This is a genomic window from Streptomyces sp. CA-106110 (assembly GCF_050936285.1).
In the GTDB taxonomy this organism is placed as follows: domain Bacteria; phylum Actinomycetota; class Actinomycetes; order Streptomycetales; family Streptomycetaceae; genus Streptomyces.
The window spans coordinates 9,026,654-9,045,000 of the sequence record NZ_JBNJNB010000001.1 but is presented as its reverse complement, the minus strand read 5'-3'; the positions used below and the strand labels follow the sequence as shown (position 1 = coordinate 9,045,000).

Annotated in this window: 15 protein-coding genes, 1 tRNA gene and 4 pseudogenes; 6 read left to right on the top strand and 14 right to left on the bottom strand. The window is 68.0% G+C overall.

Going from position 1 to position 18,347, the window contains the following annotated elements:
- Positions 1-507 precede the first annotated feature (507 nt).
- A pseudogene (locus ACQEXA_RS41690) lies at positions 508-912 on the bottom strand (DNA-3-methyladenine glycosylase); the annotation flags it as partial.
- 64 nt (positions 913-976) lie between these two features.
- Here ACQEXA_RS41690 and ACQEXA_RS41685 point away from each other — a divergent pair.
- The gene (locus tag ACQEXA_RS41685; RefSeq protein WP_432926147.1) at positions 977-2,443 is read left to right on the top strand and encodes a recombinase family protein; all 1,467 of its coding nucleotides are present in this window, start codon (positions 977-979) and stop codon (positions 2,441-2,443) included.
- A gap of 269 nt (positions 2,444-2,712) precedes the next feature.
- On the opposite strand, the gene ACQEXA_RS41680 is transcribed toward ACQEXA_RS41685, so the two are convergent.
- From ACQEXA_RS41680 to ACQEXA_RS41665, 4 genes are all read right to left on the bottom strand, one after another.
- Positions 2,713-2,787, bottom strand: a tRNA-Trp gene (locus ACQEXA_RS41680).
- A 162-nt stretch (positions 2,788-2,949) separates the two neighbouring features.
- The gene (locus tag ACQEXA_RS41675; RefSeq protein ID WP_433134673.1) at positions 2,950-4,377 is read right to left on the bottom strand and encodes an IS1182 family transposase; all 1,428 of its coding nucleotides are present in this window, start codon (positions 4,375-4,377) and stop codon (positions 2,950-2,952) included.
- A gap of 195 nt (positions 4,378-4,572) precedes the next feature.
- Positions 4,573-5,157 (bottom strand): recombinase family protein, encoded by a 585-nt coding sequence (locus ACQEXA_RS41670; protein ID WP_433132667.1) that lies wholly within the window; start codon positions 5,155-5,157, stop codon positions 4,573-4,575.
- Positions 5,158-5,307: 150 nt separating this feature from the next.
- The gene (locus ACQEXA_RS41665) at positions 5,308-5,613 is read right to left on the bottom strand and encodes a hypothetical protein (protein ID WP_432926151.1); all 306 of its coding nucleotides are present in this window, start codon (positions 5,611-5,613) and stop codon (positions 5,308-5,310) included.
- A gap of 454 nt (positions 5,614-6,067) precedes the next feature.
- Here ACQEXA_RS41665 and ACQEXA_RS41660 point away from each other — a divergent pair, with 454 nt between their 5' ends.
- The gene (locus tag ACQEXA_RS41660; protein ID WP_433132665.1) at positions 6,068-6,646 is read left to right on the top strand and encodes a DUF3885 domain-containing protein; all 579 of its coding nucleotides are present in this window, start codon (positions 6,068-6,070) and stop codon (positions 6,644-6,646) included.
- 635 nt (positions 6,647-7,281) lie between these two features.
- On the opposite strand, the gene ACQEXA_RS41655 is transcribed toward ACQEXA_RS41660, so the two are convergent.
- From ACQEXA_RS41655 to ACQEXA_RS41645, 3 genes and pseudogenes are all read right to left on the bottom strand, one after another.
- Entirely contained in the window at positions 7,282-8,286 is a 1,005-nt protein-coding gene (locus ACQEXA_RS41655) for an IS110 family transposase (protein ID WP_433132663.1), read from the bottom strand.
- 987 nt (positions 8,287-9,273) lie between these two features.
- A complete protein-coding gene (locus tag ACQEXA_RS41650; protein ID WP_360985670.1) occupies positions 9,274-9,885 on the bottom strand; it encodes a DNA-3-methyladenine glycosylase in 612 nt (203 codons plus the stop codon).
- 14 nt (positions 9,886-9,899) lie between these two features.
- A pseudogene (locus tag ACQEXA_RS41645) lies at positions 9,900-10,157 on the bottom strand (DNA-3-methyladenine glycosylase); the annotation flags it as partial.
- A gap of 198 nt (positions 10,158-10,355) precedes the next feature.
- Here ACQEXA_RS41645 and ACQEXA_RS41640 point away from each other — a divergent pair.
- The 3 genes and pseudogenes from ACQEXA_RS41640 (at position 10,356) to ACQEXA_RS41630 (ending at position 12,395) form a co-directional block, all read left to right on the top strand.
- Positions 10,356-11,140: pseudogene (locus ACQEXA_RS41640) on the top strand (sporulation protein).
- 45 nt (positions 11,141-11,185) lie between these two features.
- On the top strand, positions 11,186-11,725 hold the full coding sequence (locus tag ACQEXA_RS41635) for a YbhB/YbcL family Raf kinase inhibitor-like protein (RefSeq protein ID WP_359398933.1): 540 nt from the start codon (positions 11,186-11,188) through the stop codon (positions 11,723-11,725).
- 163 nt (positions 11,726-11,888) lie between these two features.
- A complete protein-coding gene (locus ACQEXA_RS41630) occupies positions 11,889-12,395 on the top strand; it encodes an HNH endonuclease (protein WP_432926161.1) in 507 nt (168 codons plus the stop codon).
- Positions 12,396-12,504: 109 nt separating this feature from the next.
- On the opposite strand, the gene ACQEXA_RS41625 is transcribed toward ACQEXA_RS41630, so the two are convergent.
- The 3 genes and pseudogenes from ACQEXA_RS41625 to ACQEXA_RS41615 form a co-directional block, all read right to left on the bottom strand.
- Positions 12,505-13,455 (bottom strand): SPFH domain-containing protein, encoded by a 951-nt coding sequence (locus tag ACQEXA_RS41625; RefSeq protein ID WP_359398929.1) that lies wholly within the window; start codon positions 13,453-13,455, stop codon positions 12,505-12,507.
- Positions 13,456-13,610: 155 nt separating this feature from the next.
- Positions 13,611-14,039 (bottom strand): NfeD family protein, encoded by a 429-nt coding sequence (locus ACQEXA_RS41620; protein ID WP_359398927.1) that lies wholly within the window; start codon positions 14,037-14,039, stop codon positions 13,611-13,613.
- Between the two features lie 349 nt (positions 14,040-14,388).
- Positions 14,389-14,919: pseudogene (locus tag ACQEXA_RS41615) on the bottom strand (ABC transporter ATP-binding protein); the annotation flags it as partial.
- 152 nt (positions 14,920-15,071) lie between these two features.
- Here ACQEXA_RS41615 and ACQEXA_RS41610 point away from each other — a divergent pair.
- Complete coding sequence (locus tag ACQEXA_RS41610) at positions 15,072-15,854, top strand: hypothetical protein (RefSeq protein WP_360999417.1); 783 nt, start codon at positions 15,072-15,074, stop codon at positions 15,852-15,854.
- 232 nt (positions 15,855-16,086) lie between these two features.
- On the opposite strand, the gene ACQEXA_RS41605 is transcribed toward ACQEXA_RS41610, so the two are convergent.
- The 3 genes from ACQEXA_RS41605 to ACQEXA_RS41595 all read right to left on the bottom strand — a co-directional run bounded on the left by ACQEXA_RS41605 (position 16,087) and on the right by ACQEXA_RS41595 (position 18,234).
- On the bottom strand, positions 16,087-16,335 hold the full coding sequence (locus ACQEXA_RS41605; RefSeq protein ID WP_359398921.1) for a chaplin: 249 nt from the start codon (positions 16,333-16,335) through the stop codon (positions 16,087-16,089).
- Positions 16,336-16,454: 119 nt separating this feature from the next.
- A complete protein-coding gene (locus ACQEXA_RS41600) occupies positions 16,455-17,096 on the bottom strand; it encodes a response regulator (protein ID WP_432926164.1) in 642 nt (213 codons plus the stop codon).
- Positions 17,089-18,234 carry a GAF domain-containing sensor histidine kinase gene (locus ACQEXA_RS41595; RefSeq protein WP_432926166.1) on the bottom strand — a complete coding sequence of 382 codons (1,146 nt, stop codon included), beginning with the start codon at positions 18,232-18,234 and terminating at the stop codon, positions 17,089-17,091. Before ACQEXA_RS41595 ends, ACQEXA_RS41600 begins: the two co-directional genes overlap by 8 nt.
- Positions 18,235-18,347 lie beyond the last annotated feature (113 nt).

Sequence of the window (18,347 nt, the reverse complement as noted above, 5' to 3'; positions counted from 1 at the left end):
TCGGGGCGACACCACGAGAGCGGAACAGTCGGAGGAATAATCCGACCGTTCACAGCGTCCTCGCTGTGTATTCTTCAAAGGAACCACGACCATCGGAAATATCTCCGACGGACGGGGTATCAACATATCTGGCGTTGACTTTTGGCACGCTGTTGAGTTCTCAAGGAACGGACGCTTCCTTCGTACTCACCCTCTCGGGCTTTCCTCCGGGCGCTTCCCTTCGATGTTTCCGACTCTATCAGATCTTTTTCTCGATCCGATTCCCGGCCGGAGCGGGTTGTCTTGGGCCCGGCGCTTTTCGGCTCCCGGCCTTTCGACATTCACTACGTTAGCCGATTTCCGTCGCTACTCATAATCGAGTCCGCGGATTCGAATTCGGGCATGCAGGCACGCCGAATTCGCCCTCGATGAGGGTGACGTAGTAGTGGGTTGGCCGCTTCCGGTTGCTGGCTGAAGCCGTACCCGGTTCAGCGGCTCGGGCTACATTACGCATCCTCCAGGGACGCGTCAACTTCGGCGTCGCCGCGGTGTGTGGGCCCGATAGGGACTCACCGTCGGGTCGTTGGCGATCCAGAAGCGCCACGGGTGGACCGCTCCGTCGCCGGCGACGCCGGCGTCGCCGGTCCGCGGACCGTTGCGGACCTGGTCGGGCGGCACCGGTGTGCCGGTCAGGGCGCGCAGCGGGGTCTCCCCCGGGCTGCAGGCGTCCGTACCGTCCAGGGCCCGGTCCACGTCCAGAGCCGTGGCCAGGCGTGCCGGGCCTTTGGCCAGTTCCTTGTCATTGCGGGCCGAGAGTCGACGTGTGTGGGCGAGCTCCGCTCCCTCGGTGATCTCGCCGGCCCGGAGGAGTACCCCGCCCGCCTGCCCCACCGGACCGCACACCAGGTTCATGCAGTGCCACATGCCGTACGTTACGCACTGAGCATGTACGTCGTTGCATCATCGGCAAGACGACGACAAGCAGGAGAGACAGGCAGTGCGAGCGATCATTTACGCCAGGCTCAGCCCAACCCCGAGGGGCGAGGAGTCCAAGGGTGGGAACCTCACGCAACAGGTCGAACTGAGCCAGGCACTGTGCGACCGGAACGGCTGGACGGTTGTCGAGGTCATCGCAGAGAAGGACTCTTCGGCGTCGAAGTTCCGCGTCGTTGAGGGCCGCAAGGTGTCGGCTCGCGGTGAAGGCTGGAGGCGCGTGGTCGAGCTGGTTCGTACGGGTACGGCCGATGTCGTCGTAGCCAGGCACTACGACCGCCTCTACCGCACGACACGAGACCTGGTCGAGTTGGTGGACCTGGCCGAGGAGACCGGTGTTCATCTGGCCGCCGCACAGGCTCAGGGCGTCCTGGACTTGGCGACCCCATCGGGTCGTCTGGCTGCTCGCATCGGTGCTGCGGTGGCCGAGAACGAGACCGAGATGCGAGTAGAGCGTCAGGTGCTCGGTCATCAGCGCCGCAGGGAGTCGGGCAGGCCCTTCTGGAGCACTCGCCCCTTCGGCTTCGAGCGCAACGGCACGCATCGCGACGAGGAGGCAGAAGCCCTGCGGCAGGCATACCGAGATGTCCTGGCCGGTGTCTCCCTGTGGTCCATCGCAAAGGACTGGAACGCTCGCGAGCTGCTCTCGCCACACGGCAAGGAGTGGCGTAGCTCGAACCTCCGGGGCGTCCTCTTGAAGCCGAGGAACGCCGGGATCCAGACGTATTCCCAGTGGGTCGAGAAGCCGGATGGGAGACGTGTACGGGTGACCGAGGAGACCGGCACAGGCAACTGGGAACCGATCGTCTCCGAGGGCATGTTCCGGGCCCTGATGCGCTACCTGAGCGACCCTGAGCGCAACACGGGCGGCGGAGGGAAGCGCAAGGCTCTGTTGTCCGGCGTGGTCCGCTGCTCGAAGTGTCAGGCCGTCGTTACGCAGGGATGGAGCCGGAAGGACGCGGCAGGCGAGCGGTACCGCATTTACACGTGTTCGGATGGCCGGTGCATCACATGCCCTGCAGACCCGCTTGACGCCTACGTGGTCCGGCAGGTCATCTCCCGGGCCGAGGAGTGGAACCAGGCTCCGGCCACGGATGCCGCAGACGAGGTGCGTGAGGCCGAGCTACTGGCCGAGGAGGTGGCCACATCCGAGAGGCGTACCGCCCTGGCGGAAATGTTCGCCGTAGGGGACATCGACGCATCGACCATGCGCGCAGGCATCGGCAGGTGTGATGCCGACCTGGCAAAGGTCCGAACCGAGCTTGCAGACCTGGCGGCGAAGCGGGTACGTGTCGACCTGGGGGACGTCGAATACCTATGGGAGGAGCTGGACTACGAGGACCCCGACCGGATCGACTACGTGCGAACGGTCGTCATACAGGTATGCGAGCGGGTGGAGCTCCTGCCGAGGGGGCGAGGAGTCCGCGAGTTCAAGTCGGATCACTGCCGGATCACTTTCCGGAACCCGTGAGCAATGCGTGACAGCCGGCTGAGGGGACGATAGCCAACGACAGGGGCGCCCTACGAGGCGCCCCTGTCGTGTCATCGCTGCAAGTGGACGACCGTTCCCTCAACGGGCGGTGCGGCGATTGACGTGGGGTGCATGAGCCACATAAGCCGGAGCCGACACAAGGGCTTCCGGCGCATGTGCACGTCGTTCGCGATGGTGGTCCGGGAGGAGTAGCCGACGGCGTGCACGGTATGGGACCGAAGGGCCTCATGGGCCTTGGGTCAGGAGGGCGAAACCGGTCGGATTCGAACCGGCGTCCTCGCGATTTTGGAGACCGCGCGCGACGACCTCTGCGCTACGGCTCCGCCCGGCCCGACAGCCTAGGAGCGTGGGTCAGTAGCGAGCAAGCGGCCCGCTGGCCGTGATCGGTCGACGGCCGCTCCGTCGGCATCTGTGAGGCTGTGGTTGGGGCCTGCCTGTCAGGTGTCCGGCTGGTAGGGCCTGTGAGGTGGCCGGGGAGGCCTGGCTCAGGCGGCCAGGGCGGCGAGTCCGGTGGCCCCGGCGTATCGGAAGATCTTGCGGAGGTTGTGGCAGGCGGCCAGCAGTCGCCACTCGGCGCGGGCGCCGTCCTCGCCGCGCAGGAGGAGTTGGCGGCCGTTCTGGCAGGTCATGATCTGGCCGAAGACGGGTTCGCCGATGGCCTTGCGGCGGGCGTAGGCGGCCTGTCCGGGCTTGGTCCGCAGCTTGCGGGCCATCCGCTCCTTCAGGGTGGCGCCGGCGGGGATGCGTCCGCGGGGCGCGGGCGGGACCTGTTCGTCGTGGCTGAGTCGGTCGGTGGCCATGAAGGTGTCGGTGTCGCAGTCCAGTTGGCGGTCTTTCGCGGCTTCGAGGTTTGCTTCCGAGCAGTATCCGGCGTCGACCAGTGCCTGCCGTGGGTGGACGCCGGTGTTCTGGGCGGACTGGTCGAGCATGCTGGTGTAGTTCAGCGCGTCCGAGGGGTTAGTCGTCACGTCAGCGGCGGTGATGACCTGGTGCTTTTCATCCACGACGGCCTGGGCGTTGTAGGCCTGGATGTAGGCGCCGTCGCTGTTCTTCATGATCCGTGAGTCGGGGTCGGTGAAGTTGGCCTGGGCCTTCGGCTTCGGGCGGGCCTTCGCGGCAGCCGTGTCACCCGCGTCGGTCACGGCCTGCTCGTCGCTGGTACCGGTGCGGTCCTGACGGTGGCGTTCCTTGTCCTCGGCGTGCGCGCGGGCCTTGTCGGCGGCCTCGGCCTCGATCTGCGCGCGGGCGGCCTGCAGGCTGGCCAGGCGCTTCTCACGCCGGTCCAGCTCGGCAGGCAGGTCCACCTCCTTGCCGTCCACGCCGAAGGTCTGGTCCTCGGCTTCGTCGGCGGCCTCCGCGTCGGCCAACAGGGCCTGAGCCTTCGCTTCCAGCTGGGCGATCTCGGCCTCTGTCCGCTCTTCCTTGTCGATCAGTCGGCCGTAGCTCATCGCCTTGTGCTTGGAGGCGTTCGCTTCGAGCTTGGTGCCGTCCAGGGCGACGCGGCCCATCGTGACCATGCCGATCTTCTGGGCGAGGTGCAGCGACTGGGTGAACAGGTTGGCCAGGGCGTCCAGGTGCCGGCGGCGGAACCGAGCGATCGAGCGGAAGTCCGGGGCCTGGCCGGCGGCCAGGAAGCGGAACGCGACATCGTCGGCGCACCGGCGCTCGATGGCCCGCGAGGAGCGGATACCGGTGGTGTAGCCGTAGATCAGCAGCCGCACCATCAGCCGCGGATCGTAGGGCGGGTAGCCGCGCTTTTCGGTGTAATCCGCCAGGACCGGCCCGAGGTCGAGGACCTCGTCGACCAGGTCGGCGACGAACCGGGCGAGGTGGTCCTCGGGCAGCCAGTCGTCCAGCGACGGCGGCAGCAGCAGGACCTGGTGCGGATCGAACGCCCGGAACGTCTTGTCCACCGCCGCCGGACGACCCAGCGTCCTCTTCGGCTCGACTGGCTCGACCTCGAACAGCCCATCGCCACCATGCATACCGTGATCATCCCGCATGAATAACCACGAACCGCAGGCGGGTTGCCGTTACTGAGACACGCTCCTAGTCCAGACATAACAGCAGCCCCCTGCTCGCGCGGGGGGCCTGACTGTGCGGCTATCTCAGGCGCTCTCGTCCAAGTGGCGGTGCAACGTGGCGCGGGAGATCCCCAGTGCCTTAGCAATGGTGCTCACGCTCTCGCCCTTGGCCTTCCTGGCGCGGGCCACAGCAAGCACGTCCTCACTGACGACGGACGGCCGTCCGCCGGTACGCCCCTGCGCCTTGGCTGCATCCAGTCCGGCGCGGGTGCGCTCCTTGATGAGCGAGCGTTCGAACTCCGCCATAGCTCCAATCACCTGAAGCATGAGACGGCCGTCCGGAGTGCTCGTGTCGATGTTGGCCAGTGCACCCGTGAGGACCTTGAAACCGATCCTTCGTTCCCGTAGCGCGTCGACCATGGTCACCAGATCTATGAGGGAGCGGGCGAAGCGGTCGAGCTTCCACACGCACAGGGTGTCGCCCTCCCGCAGGTGGTCGAGCATGGCCGCGAGCTGAGGTCGGTCGGTGTTCTTGCCGGATGCCTTGTCCTCCCAGACGCGGACGCATCCCGCCGCCTTGAGTGCGTCACTCTGAAGCTGTGCCTCTTGGTCGTCGGTGGACACACGGGCGTAGCCGTGGAGCTGACCGGTGATCGTCTTCGTCGTCACAGCCGAGACCGTCTCACAACCCGTCTCAATACATCAAGCCTGAGGCGAGGGTTGTGAGACGGGTTTTGAACAGGGTTGCGCGCCACCTTGAGGGGCGTCGCCGCCCCGTCTCATAAACCATCGTTTCTGGAACGGCTTGCCGGCGGCTCTTCACGACTGTGCCTGCTTCGGCTGGCCGTCGTCTGTCTCGACAGGGGAGGCGGCAACGAGGATGGGACCGGCGGCTGTATTCCACGACTTGCCCTGCGATAGCGCCGCCCTTCCTGCCGTGCGCAGGTTCTCAGCCACCGGCGTGAGGAAGGTCTCGCGATAGTGCTGTACCGCATCGGCAGTCATGCCGCTGGCCTCGACCACGGCCCCGACTCTCGCTTCGAGTACCGCTGCGCCCTCGTGTGCGTCCATGCCGGTCCATTCATCCGCGTGCTCGCCTGCCAGCGTCCAAGACATCTTGATCACGACGGCATCGTAGAGGCGAGGGAGGCAGTAGCGGTCGGGCTTCCCGACGGCCTGGGGGTGGGGGTATGACCCGCTGAGCCCGGCGAGCGAGGCCGCCATGTCTTAGCAGCCGAGATTCCGCCACGGTTCCAGGGTCCGTCTGCTGTGCCGCAGGTTGCCACGGCGAACCCTATGGCCTGGTCACAGGCTTGTTCGCAGCGGCGGAAGGCTGCAAGGAACTGCGTCTTACGACGCTTCCTGTGGGGCGCGGTAGCGCCCCCCTCGGTCTTACTGGCTTGCTCCTGTCGGCCCCTTCCGGGGCCGCATTGTCATTGGGTACTGCGACCGTGGCGGCCGGTAGGCCGCCCCTTCCGCTCCCTCCTTTGTCGCTGTCCCGCCCTAAAGAAGTCGTTGCTCTTGGTGGGCGGGTGCCGGGCATCATGGTCGTCGTGAGGGGCCGTACACGAGAGAGTGAGTGCAGCAGGTGCCTGAAGGCGGACAGACGGCTTTGACGGAGCTGTGGCGGCAGAGATGGCCCGACTGCCCCCCGGTTGGGTACAAGCTTCGTGACCCGTATCGAGATGTCTGGGTCCGCTTTCACAGCCTGCCGGAGTCAAAGCGGTACGCAGTGGATGAGAGCGAGCACGCCGTCGTTCTGGAGCGTTACAACACCGTCCTCGACGAGTTGTTCGCTGGCACAGACGTGTACGTGATCACTCCCCTCTGGGCGACCGAACCCGAGATCCCGCTGCTCGAACCAGACGCAGGCTATTGGCAGAGCCTGTTGGTGGAGGACGATCCAGAGCCAGAGTTCCGCACGTACTGCCACCTCTTCGCCGCCCGGCTGCCTTGGCAACGCGGCTGCATCGACAAGCTGCTCCGAGACACTGCCGACGACAAGGTGGCAGGGGTCCTCGTCACCGACAGCCTGATGCAGCGCATCTACTACCCCTACGACGGTGGCGCCGACGTCTTCCTCACCACGCCCGAGGAACGGGACCGAATGCGCGATCGGCATACCGACTGGCTCTCCAGCCATCCGTCAGGTCTCTGACCGGCAGTTCACCCCGCCCACCCACGCTGCACTGTCGTTGAGCGCTGCGACTATGGGGGCCTGGGCGCTGCCGCTCCCCTACTTCCCTTGCTGTTAATCCAAGCTGCTCTCCTCAGTCGGCCCCTTGGGGGCCGCACTGCACTGGAGGCTAAATAGATAAGAAAGGACGTGAACGTTTCCGCACCCATGAGGGCCGGGCCTGTCAAGGGCGTAGATGGCTCTCGCCTGCGGCTTCCTGGTCGAAGCAGGGGCGTTTTCCTTGTTGGGCTTCTTCGTGTTCGTCTGTGAGCCCGCCGCGTGGGAGGGGTCCAGTTGGAGCTCCTGGAGCCCCGCGAGGGATGATCGGGGCGAGGGCGAACGAGCTGGAGGCCGACGAGCGGCGGTCGAGAATGAGGGCGAGGAAGCGTCACGGATATTCACAGATACGGTCGTTGACATCCCCGGCGGGTCCTGACCGGCGGAGTGGTCTCACAGGCACCCATTCGGCACCGGGCCGGCGCTCGGCGCCATGATCGTGATGCGGGGATCCGGGCTGCTCAATCAGGTCATCGAGCGCGGCCGTTGGGCCGTCTCATACGGAAAGGCGAGCTCACCCGGGGTCTGCGACCGTCTGCGGCGATTGTCGTCTGCTGGAGTCATCGGCGCCTCTGAAGCTGGGTGGATCCAACCTCGCGCAGGACGTGGTAGGCGTGAGCCAGCAGGCGGCGGGCCACCGCGGTGGTGGCGATCTTCTTGCCCCGGCGATGAGCGAGGCGCTGGTAGGCGACGGAGAAGTCCGGCGACCGCTTCGCGGTCTGGGCGGCCTCGCACAAGATCCACCGCAGCCAGTCCGAGCCTTGCTTGGAGATGTGCCCGTGCCTGACGGTGAGATCCGATCCCCGGACGGTAGGCGTCAGCCCGGCCCAGGCGGTGAGCTTGCGCGCGGACGGGAAGCGGGTGACGTCGCCGATCTCGGCGACCATGACCAGGGCGGTGAGCGTGCCCACCCCCGGCAGCTGGGTGAGCGCCTTGACCCTGGGGTCGCCCCGCGCCTGTGCGAGCAGCTGTGCGTCCAAGGCGTCGATCGGCTCCTTGAGGGCGTCCATCAGGACCAGAAGATCGTCGACCACGCGGCGCGAGGCATCCGGCAGATCCAGGGCCTGCAGCCAGGCCCGGCCCGGAGCGGTGAAGTAGCCACCGGGCCGGTCGCAGCCGTGATCCGCCAGGACGGCGTGGACGCGGTTGCGCAGCAGGGTGCGCAGCCGCACCAGCTGGCAGCGGTGCCGCACCAGGACCCGCTGCTGCCGCACGTCCAGCGGGGCGATCCACGCTTGCGGTAGCAGATCTGCGCGCGGCAACTGGGCCAGGGTGGCCGCGTCCACCTTGTCGTTCTTCAGTCGCGCGGAGGCGATCGCCTTGCACCGCAGCGGATGCACCAGATGCGGCTCGAATCCGTAGTCCTCCAGCAGCTCCACCAGCCATCCCCAGCCGTAGGCGGCCTCGAAGGCGACCGGCGCCCCGATCGGAAGATCACCGATCACCGAAAGCACCGGCTCCACCCCGTTGGGCACGTTCCGGTTCACCTGCACCGCGCCGCCGTCCTCGACCACCGCGATCTGCGACCGCTTGCGGTGCACGTCGATACCGACGTAGACAGACATTGAGGGCCTCCCTCCTGAGCTCGTACATACCCGGACGATAGGTATCGCCGGGCTGAGCAGGGAAGGAGGCCCGGCCCTCATAGGATCAGGTCAAAGGCTATGCCGATGCACGCCAGACGTGCTCTGGCTACACGCCTGGCATGTAGTCACCGGTCCTGATGCAGACGGCAGGGGGCTGGCGCACCCTTGCCCTTCTGGAACAGGTAAGGCGGAGGCAGGCGGCCCCGGACCGGGGCGACACAAGGCCCAGCGCCTTGGCGCGGGCTACCGCGTTACGCGTGCTCTGTTCGGACAGCGGTTTGCCGTCCTTGCCCAGCAGTGCGGCCAACCGGCCGGGACCGAAGCCTGCGTGTCCGTGCCGGTCGGCCCATCCGATGGCGGCGAAGTGAACGCGGTAGGTGAGCGGGTGTCTGGGGTCCTGCGTCAAGCGCCGGAACTCGTGCTGGGAGACAGCGCCCCAAGGGCGGTCATGGCCGAAGCTGATAGCCACCGGGGTGGCTCCTTCCTGTGAGGCGCACACGGGTGCGCCAGTGACCCCCGCCGGATGGCGGGACATGTGCCTCCCTTTCTTCGCGGGGGTGGACCGGCCATGGCTGGCACGGTCTCTTCACAGGTGACGCCCAAGGCTTTGCGCTTGGGCTCGGTCTCGTGCAGTCGGGAGCGACGGCGGCGACCTGGCCGAGCGACCTTACACGAAGGAGGGAGGCCCCTGTTAGGGAGCCCTCCCGTGTGGTGCAGCTCTGTTCGGCCGTCCGATTATGTACACCTTCGCTGCTCGTCGATGTGCACAGTCACCGAGATCCTGGCGGTGCGGAAGAACGCACCAAGGGGTCATCCACCCACCCCTCCGCCCCGGGTCGGCGCACATCGACAGTCACCCGACCGGCCAGGAACGCGTCACGCGCCACGCTCGCGAGCGGTCACGCATCTTCGGACCCAACTTCCTCGCCGACTCACCGGCGAGCCGCGAGCAAGGCGCACAGCGGCTCAGGCTCCGGCGGACGGCTTGGCTCTCGGGCTCAGTCGGTACGCCGAGACCGTTGGATCACCGGCGAGGTAGAAGCGGTGCTGCCAGTCGTGGGCTTTGCTCACGCCTACCCGAGGACCAACCCGGATGAGTGCGGCGGGTACTGGCTCGCCCTCGGACAGCGCGACCGAGGCGCCTGTCAGTAGGTCTGTGCCGTTGTGCTCTGCCGTGATGCCGAGCGCTTGGCAGAAGTTCCCCGGACCCCGCGCGAGACGTGGACTCTCGACCTTGCCCCCTCGCCGCTCGCGGGCCAGGTCTTCCCCTTCGATGACCCTGCCTGCCCGGATGAGGACAGCTGTAGCGATGCCGTCTGCCCCGGTGACGATGTTGGCGCACCAGTGGAGTCCGTGAGACCGGTAGACGTACAGGTGTCCCGCAGGTCCGAACATGACGGCGTTTCGGGGTGTCCTGCCTCGGTAGGCGTGGGAGGCAGGGTCGGCCGAACCGGAGTACGCCTCGGTCTCCGTGATGGTGATGCTCACGGTTCCCTCGGGGGTCTCGTGGGTGAGGATGGCACCGAGCAGCTTGGGGGCGACTTCTTCAGCGGGGTGAGCAAGATCCATGACGTTCATGCTGACCGCCTTGACATGCCGTAGGTGAAGTAGACGTACACATGGCCCGGCGGTCCGAACATCACGTCGTTGCGGGGTGTACGGCCCCGATACGCGTGCGAACCCGGGTCGTTCGGGCCGTCGTACGCCTCGACCTCCGTCAGGCGTAGGACGATCGGACCGTCCGGGGTGCTGCGGACGATCAGACGTCCCAGGAGGTCGGTGGCGACCTCCAGTACGGGCCGGTCGAAGAACTCCCTGGGCAGGGGCGTACGGTCAGGGGTCGCGATCACGGGGTACGAGCGTAGTCCAGACGGGTGCGTGCCAAAGGGTGGTCAAGAGTCCTCCCCCTTGGAAGGGTGAGGGCCCGGAACCGGTCCCGGCCGGATCGCGTATCCAGGGATCAAGGATCCACCGATGAGGGCGCGCGCGGTACGTGAGCGCGCATGGGGCAGGACGACGGATCAGGCGTTGCCTGGGAGGGAAGATTCATGGGGTTCAAGCGGCTGCTCGCGAGCCTGGGAGCCGGCGGGGCTTCGGTCGAGACCGTGCTGACCGAGGTCAACGTCGTTCCGGGCGGTGTCGTCCAGGGGGAGGTGCGGATCCAGGGCGGGTCCGTGAACCAGGCGATCGAGGGCCTGAACGTCGGTCTGCAGGCCCGGGTGGAGGTCGAGGGGCACGACGACACGGAGCACAAGCAGGACATCGAGTTCACGAAGGTGCGGCTCGGCGGCGCCTTCGAGCTCCAGGCGGGGGCCGTGCACGCCGTGCCGTTCGGGTTCGAGATCCCCTGGGAGACGCCGATCACCATGATCGACGGGCAGGCGCTCCGCGGCATGCACATCGGGGTGACCACGGAGCTGGAGATCGCGCGTGCCCTGGACTCCGGTGACCTGGACCCGATCAACGTGCACCCGCTGCCGGCGCAGAAGGCGATCCTGGACGCGTTCATCCAGCTGGGCTTCCGCTTCAAGAACGCGGACATGGAGCGTGGCCACATCCGCGGTTCACGGCAGCGGCTGCCGTTCTACCAGGAGATCGAGTTCTACCCGCCGGCCCAGTACCGCGGTCTCCATCAGGTCGAATTGAGCTTCGTCGCGGACGAGCACGCGATGGACGTCATCCTGGAAATGGACAAGAAGCCCGGGCTCTTCAGCGAGGGCAGTGACTCCTACCGTACCTTCCAGGTGGGTCTGCACGACTTCCACGCCACGGACTGGGCCGCGTACCTCCACCAGTGGCTGCCGAGGTCGGCAGCAAGCGCAGCTGGTTCTAGGCTCTGAACTGGAATCGGTTGATCCACTGACTTGGAGGTACCGAGGTGACCGAGTCCCAGAGGCGCCCGCTGCCGCATGACTTCCATCCGCCCGTGCCGTCGTTCACGGTGACAAGCGAGGACGTCGAGGACGGCGCCAGGCTCAAGGACGCTCAGGTCTACGCGGCGGGAAACACCTCGCCGCAGCTGCGCTGGGAGGGCTTCCCGGCGGAGACCAAGAGCTTCGCGGTGACCTGCTACGACCCGGACGCCCCGACGGGCAGCGGGTTCTGGCATTGGGTCCTGTTCGACATCCCGGCCTCGGTGACCGAGCTGCCCGTGGGTGCGGGCAGCGGGAAGTTCGAGGGGCTCCCCGAGGGTGCGGTTCACGCGCGCAACGACTACGGGACGAAGGACTTCGGTGGTGCCGCGCCGCCGCCCGGGGACGGGTCGCACCGGTATGTGTTCACGGTGTACGCCGTGGACCAGGAGACGCTCGGTCCGGACTCGGACGCGTCTCCGGCCGTGGTCGGCTTCAATCTGCGGTTCCACACGCTGGCGCGCACCCAGCTCATCGGCGAGTACGAGAATCCGGCCGCCGGCTGACGTACGTGCTGAAGACTGACGTTCATTGAACGTTTGCCCGCCTCCGGTCTTGGAAGTGATCGGAGGCGGGCATTTTTTATTGCGTTGTCCATCTCGGCGCGCCCGTTCAGAGTTGATCCAAGCCCGCCAGGGGGTGGGCAGGTGCACACGGGAGGTGGGCTGGATGCGTGACACGCTGGTTCTGAACGCGAGCTTCGAGCCGCTGTCGACAGTGACGCTGAATCGAGCCGTGGTCCTGGTGCTGCAGTCCAAGGCTGTCGTCGAGCAGGCCCACCCCGAGATCCGTATGCGGGGAGCCGATGTGGACATACCAGCGCCCCGGGTCATCAGGCTTTGCAGGTATGTAAGGGTGCCCTTCCGAAGACAAGCTCCTTGGTCGAGGCGGGGTGTCCTCGTACGGGACCGGCACAGGTGCGCCTATTGCGGGAGGCGTGCGACGACCGTGGACCACGTGGTGCCGCGGTCGCAGGGTGGAGGCGACACCTGGCTCAACACGGTGGCTTCGTGCGCGGAGGACAACCACCGCAAGGCGAACCGCACACCGGAGGAGGCGGGGATGCCGCTGCTCCGGAAGCCGTTCGAGCCGACGCCGGCGGACGCGATGCTGCTGTCGCTGGGACACGACAACGTCGGCGCGCTGCCGGAGTGGCTGGCGCAGCCGGCGGCCTAGGCGGTACACGGCGGCCGTCCTGACGGCCGCTCAGAGGTCGCGGATCCGTACATGAACTGGCGCCCGTCTCCGATGGAGACGGGCGCCGTTATCGTACGGGCAGCGCCCGTCAGTCGATCGACGGCTTCTCGCGCCGGTCCGTGTCGCCGCCCGACTTGGCGGAGCCGGAGCCCGAACCCCCGCCCAGCGGGCCGAAGTTGCCGATGGCTCCGGACAGGCCCTTCAGAGCGTCGCCGATCTCGCTGGGGACGATCCAGAGCTTGTTGGCGTTGCCTTCGGCGATCTTCGGGAGCATCTGCAGGTACTGGTACGACAGCAGCTTCTGGTCGGGGTCGCCGGCGTGGATGGACTCGAAGACCGTGCGGATCGCCTGGGCCTCGCCCTCGGCGCGCAGCGCGGCGGCCTTGGCCTCACCTTCGGCGCGCAGGATCTGGGACTGCTTCTCACCCTCGGCGGTCAGGATCGCGGCCTGGCGCGTACCTTCCGCGGTGAGGATCGCGGCGCGCTTGTCACGGTCGGCGCGCATCTGCTTCTCCATCGAGTCCTGGATGGAGGTGGGGGGTTCGATGGCCTTCAGTTCGACGCGGTTGACGCGGATGCCCCACTTGCCGGTGGCCTCATCGAGGACGCCGCGCAGGGCTGCGTTGATCTCCTCGCGGGAGGTCAGGGTGCGCTCCAGGTCCATGCCGCCGATGATGTTGCGCAGGGTGGTGACGGTCAGCTGCTCGATGGCCTGGATGTAGCTGGCGACTTCGTAGGTGGCCGCCCGGGCGTCGGTGACCTGGTAGTAGATGACCGTGTCGATGTTGACCACCAGGTTGTCCTGGGTGATCACCGGCTGCGGCGGGAACGGGACGACCTGTTCGCGCAGGTCGATGCGGTTGCGGATGGAGTCGATGAAGGGGACCACGATGTTCAGGCCCGCGTTCAGCGTCCGTGTGTAGCGGCCGAAGCGCTCGACGATGGCGGCGCTCGCCTGCGGAATGACCTGGATCGTCTTGATCAGGGCGATGAAGACCAACACCACCAGAATGATCAGGACGATGATGATCGGTTCCATCGTGATTCCCCGTACCCCTTCTCCGCCTTGGCGCCCCGTGTTCTCCGCCTCGGCGCCCTGTAGAAGATCTTATGGTTGTTGAAGATCTTGCTGGACGAGTCTGACAGACCGTGCCGTGCCCCGTGGGCTGTTCCGTTCAGTTGAGTCCTACGAGGTCACATGACGATCGCCGTGGCCCCCTCGATCTCCACGACGTCCACTTCCTGGCCGACTTCGTAGGTGAGTTGGGAGTCGAGAGCGCGCGCGGACCAGACCTCGCCGGCCAGTTTGATCCGGCCGCCGCTGCCGTCGACGCGCTCCAGGACCACGGCCTGCTTGCCCTTCAAGGCCTCGACGCCGGTGGCGAATCGGGGTCGTTGGGCGCTGTGCCGGGCGGCGATGGGCCGGACCACGGCGATGAGCGCCACGGAGACGACGGCGAAGACGACGACCTGGAAGACGGCGTCGCCACCGAGGCCGGCGATCACGGCGGCCGCGACGGCGCCCACCGCGAGCATGCCGAGCTCCGGCATCGCGGTGATCACGAGCCCGATCCCGAGCCCCGCCGCGCCGATCAGCCACCACACCCAGGCGTCGATGTCCACGCGGTCATGGTAGGGCCGGGGGTCCGCCCGCGGACAGGGCGCAGATCGGGTAGAAGCGGGCTTCCCAAGGGGTTTGCGGCGGTCAGGACAGGGGCAGGCCCTGGGCCGTCCAGCGCTCGCCGACCTGCTCGACGACAAGCGGGAGACCGAAGCAGAGGGAGAGGTTGCGCGAGGTCAGCTCGAGCTCCAGCGGACCAGCGGCGAGCACCTTGCCCTGACGGATCATCAGGACGTGGGTGAAGCCGGGGGCGATCTCCTCGACATGGTGCGTGACCATGACCATGGAGGGGGCGATCGGGTCCTGGGCGAGGCGTCCGAGACGGCGTACGAGGTCCTCGCGGCCGCCGAGGTCGAGACCCGCGGCGGGCTCGTCGAGGAGCAGCAGCTCGGGGTCGGTCATCAGGGCGCGGGCGATCAGGGTGCGCTTGCGCTCGCCCTCGGAAAGCGTGCCGAACTTCCGGTCGAGGTACTCGCTCATGCCGAGGCGGTCGAGGAAGGCGCGGGCGCGCTGCTCGTCGACTTCCTCGTAGTCCTCCTGCCAGTGGGCCGTCATGCCGTATGCGGCGGTCAGCACGGTCTCGAGGACGGTCTGGCGCTTGGGGAGCTTTTCGGACATGGCGATGCCGGCCACACCGATGCGCGGGCGCAGCTCGAAGACGTCGGTGCCGGGCTTGCCGAGGGTCTCGCCGAGGATGGTGGCGGTGCCCTTGGAGGGGAAGAGGTAGCTGGAGGCGACGTTGAGGAGGGTCGTCTTCCCGGCGCCGTTCGGGCCGAGGATGACCCAGCGCTCCCCCTCCTTCACCGACCAGGAGACCTGGTCCACCAGAGCGCGGCCCTCACGGACCACGGATACGTCCTCCAGCTCCAGAACATCGCTCATGAGCGCGTTGTCTCCCCTTGCAGTGTGGCCAGTATCGGCTCTCGCGTACGCCTGTGGGCGTGGTCCGCCACGCCTGTGGGCGCAGCCCCGCAAGAAATCTACGCCACCTGCCGCCCGGACCATTCCATAGGTCAGGTCCTTAGGGTGGGGGCATGCTCTCGGAACCACGCTCAGGACGGCTGGCCGCATGGGGAAATGCCCTATTGGCCGGACTTGTTTCGCCGGACGACGCCGCGTCCGCCATCGTCGAGGACGACGCGGTGCACCGGGTCGAGGGACTGCCGGCCGAGCCGGCGCCCGTCGGGCTCACGCTCGCGCTGGGGCGGCTGCGGACGCTCGGGGTGAACGGGCTGCGGGTCGCGCTGCCCGCGCCGGGGCACCCGCTGGGGCTGAGCGGTCCGCCGGAGTTCAATGCGCGGGCACTGGAGGCCGAGGAGGCGGTGGTCTGCCAGGGGGCCGCCTTCGGGCTGGTGCCTGAGGTGTACGAGGCCGGGCCCGACGGTGATGTGCACGTCGAGGTCGTCTGGCACTGTCTGCCGGTGCGCGAGGCGCCGCCCGCCGATGTGCCCTCGCTCGGGGAGGCCGAGCGGGAGCTGGCCGAGGCGCTGCGCGATGCGACGGAGGCGCTGTCGCGGCTGGACGTGGCGGGGTCCGGGCCGGTGGCGGAGGCCGCCGTCGACGCGTACCGGGCGCGGGCCGAGCGGGGGCGTGAGGTCCTGGCGCCGGGCTATCCGCCGCGGGCGGTTCGGGTGCTGGAGCTGGCCCAGCGGGTGGGGCTGCTGATCTCGGTGGCGTCCGAGAACGGGCACGGGGGTGCGGTGAGCGCCTCGGAGATGGCGGCGCGGGCCCAGGCGCTGCGGCCGGTGGAGCGGACGGCTCGGCGGGCGCAGGTGGCGGCGTACAACTCGATCGTGGAGCAGCGGGAGATTCGGTGACGCCGGGTGTCCTGGCGTCCGACCTTCGGCGCACTGTCCCTGGGGGCTGCCGCCCCCAGACCCCCGCTTCGGCCTGAACGGCCTCGTCCTCAAACGCCGGACGGGCTGGTCTTGACTCGGCCCGTCGGTGTGACATTCGACCTCACACGCCGGACCGGCTGTGTCGCATCACACGGCCGGCCTCCCGGGAGTGTCCGGAAGGCCGGTGGTCACAAGGTGCCCCTTGGTGGGCTCAGTGGTTGAGGCCCAGGTTGCCGAAGGCCGGGTTCAGGGCGCCGATCACGTTCACGGTGTTGCCGACCACGTTCACGGGGATGTGCACCGGAGCCTGGATGACGTTGCCCGACACGACGCCCGGGGAACCCGCGGCCTTGCCGTGGGCATGCGCGCCGCCCTCGCAGGCGGAGGCGAGACCGGTGCTCGCGGCGACCAGACCACCGGCCACCATCGAGACGGCAACAGCCTTCTTCAGGTTCTTCACTTCTGAGCCCTCTCCTTGCGATCACTGCGGCAGTCGCCGCAGCACGCCCTGGAGAACGGCCGGGGTCCGCCGAGGATGCGCCGTCCGGGGGACATACACACGACGGTATGAAGATCCGCTCAGCCGTCGACGCCGTGTCGCACCGCCCAGAGCGCGGCCTGGGTGCGGTCCGCCAGGTCCAGCTTCATCAGGATGTTCGAGACATGGGTCTTCACCGTCTTCTCCGACAGCACCAGGGCCCGGGCGATCTCCCGGTTCGACCGGCCGTCGGCGATCAGACCCAGCACCTCACGCTCCCGCTCGGTGAGTGAACCCGCCCTGCCCTGGCCCGAGTTCCCCTCCTCCTGCGAGAGCAGCGCGCCCGCGACCTCCGGTTGCAGCAGGATGTGCCCGGCGTGCACCGAGCGGATGGCTCCGGCGAGCGCGTCGGGGTCCACGTCCTTGTACACATATCCCGCGGCGCCCGCGCGCAGGGCGGGAACCACCGTGCGCTGCTCGGTGAAGCTGGTGACGATCAGCACGCGTGCGGGATTGTCGAGCTGGCGCAGTCTGCGCAGCGCGTCGATCCCGTCCATGCCCGGCATCTTGACGTCCATGAGGACGACGTCCGGCTTGAGCTCCTCGGCTCGGGCCACTCCCTCGGCGCCGTCGGAGGCCTCTCCGACGACCTCGATGTCGTCCTGCACCTCGAGGAAGGTGCGCAGTCCACGGCGGACCACCTGGTGGTCGTCGACGAGCAGCACCTTGATTGCGTCAGCCACCAGGGACCTCCATCTCTATCGTGGTGCCCTTCCCGGGCGCCGATTCCACGGTCAGGGTGCCTCCCACCCCGCCCGCCCGGTCGCGCATGGAGACCAGGCCGAGGTGGCGGCCCGCGCGGCGGATCGCCGTCGGGTCGAAACCGCTGCCGTCGTCCGTGACGCGCAGGACGGCGCCCGGTCCGCACTTCTCAAGGGTCACCTCGACCCGTCCGGCGCCGGAGTGCCGCAGGGCGTTGTGCAGGGCCTCCTGGGCGACGCGCAGCAGCGCCTCCTCCTGGGCGGCCGGCAGCGCGCGGACGCCACGGCCCGCGAAGGTCACGCGGGCGGTGTGGGCGCGGTCGAGGACCTGGATCTGGGTGCGCAGGGTGGCGACCAGTCCGTCCTCGTCGAGGGCCGCGGGGCGCAACTCCACGACGGCCGCGCGCAGTTCGTCGACGGCCTCCCCGGCGAGCGTGGCCACCTGCTGCAGCTCGCCCTTGGCGCGCACCGGGTCGCGGTCGATCAGGGCGGCCGCGGCCTGGGCGGTGAGCCGCAGGGAGAAGAGCTTCTGGCTGACCGCGTCGTGCAGCTCGTGGGCCAGCCGGGAGCGCTCCTCGGCGATGGTCAGCTCTCGGCTGCGCTCGTAGAGACGGGCGTTGGTGAGGGCGATCGCGGCATGCTGGGCGAGGATCGAGAGCAGCTCCTCGTCCTCCTCGGTGAAACCGCATCCGCCCTGCGGCTTCGGACACCTCTTGTTGGCGAGGAACAGCGCGCCGATGATCTCGTCGCCGTCGCGGATGGGCAGGCCGAGGAAGTCGGACAGGTCGGGGTGGGCGGCCGGCCAGCCCTCGAAGCGGGGGTCCTTGCGGACGTCGGCGAGCCGCTCGGGGCGCGACTCGTGCAGCATGGCGGCCAGGATGCCGTGCTGGCGCGGGAGCGGGCCGATGGCCTTCCACTGCTCGTCGCTGACCCCGTCCACGACGAACTGGGCGAAGCCTCCGTGGTTGTCCGGGACACCCAGCGCCGCGTACTCCGCGTCGAGCAGCTCGCGGGCCGAGGCCACGATCGTCTTGAGGACGTCGCGCACCTCGAGGTGCCTGCTCATGGCCAGCAGCGCGGAGCTCACCGCGTACAGGCCCGACCGGGATCCATGGCTCATGACCTCACCGTACCGGTGGGATGTGACCGTGCGTATCCGACGTGTGGCGGGCGTATCTGGGGCGAAGGGCCTAGGGCGAAGGACCCCCGTACCTTGCGGCCCGCGTCCGAGGC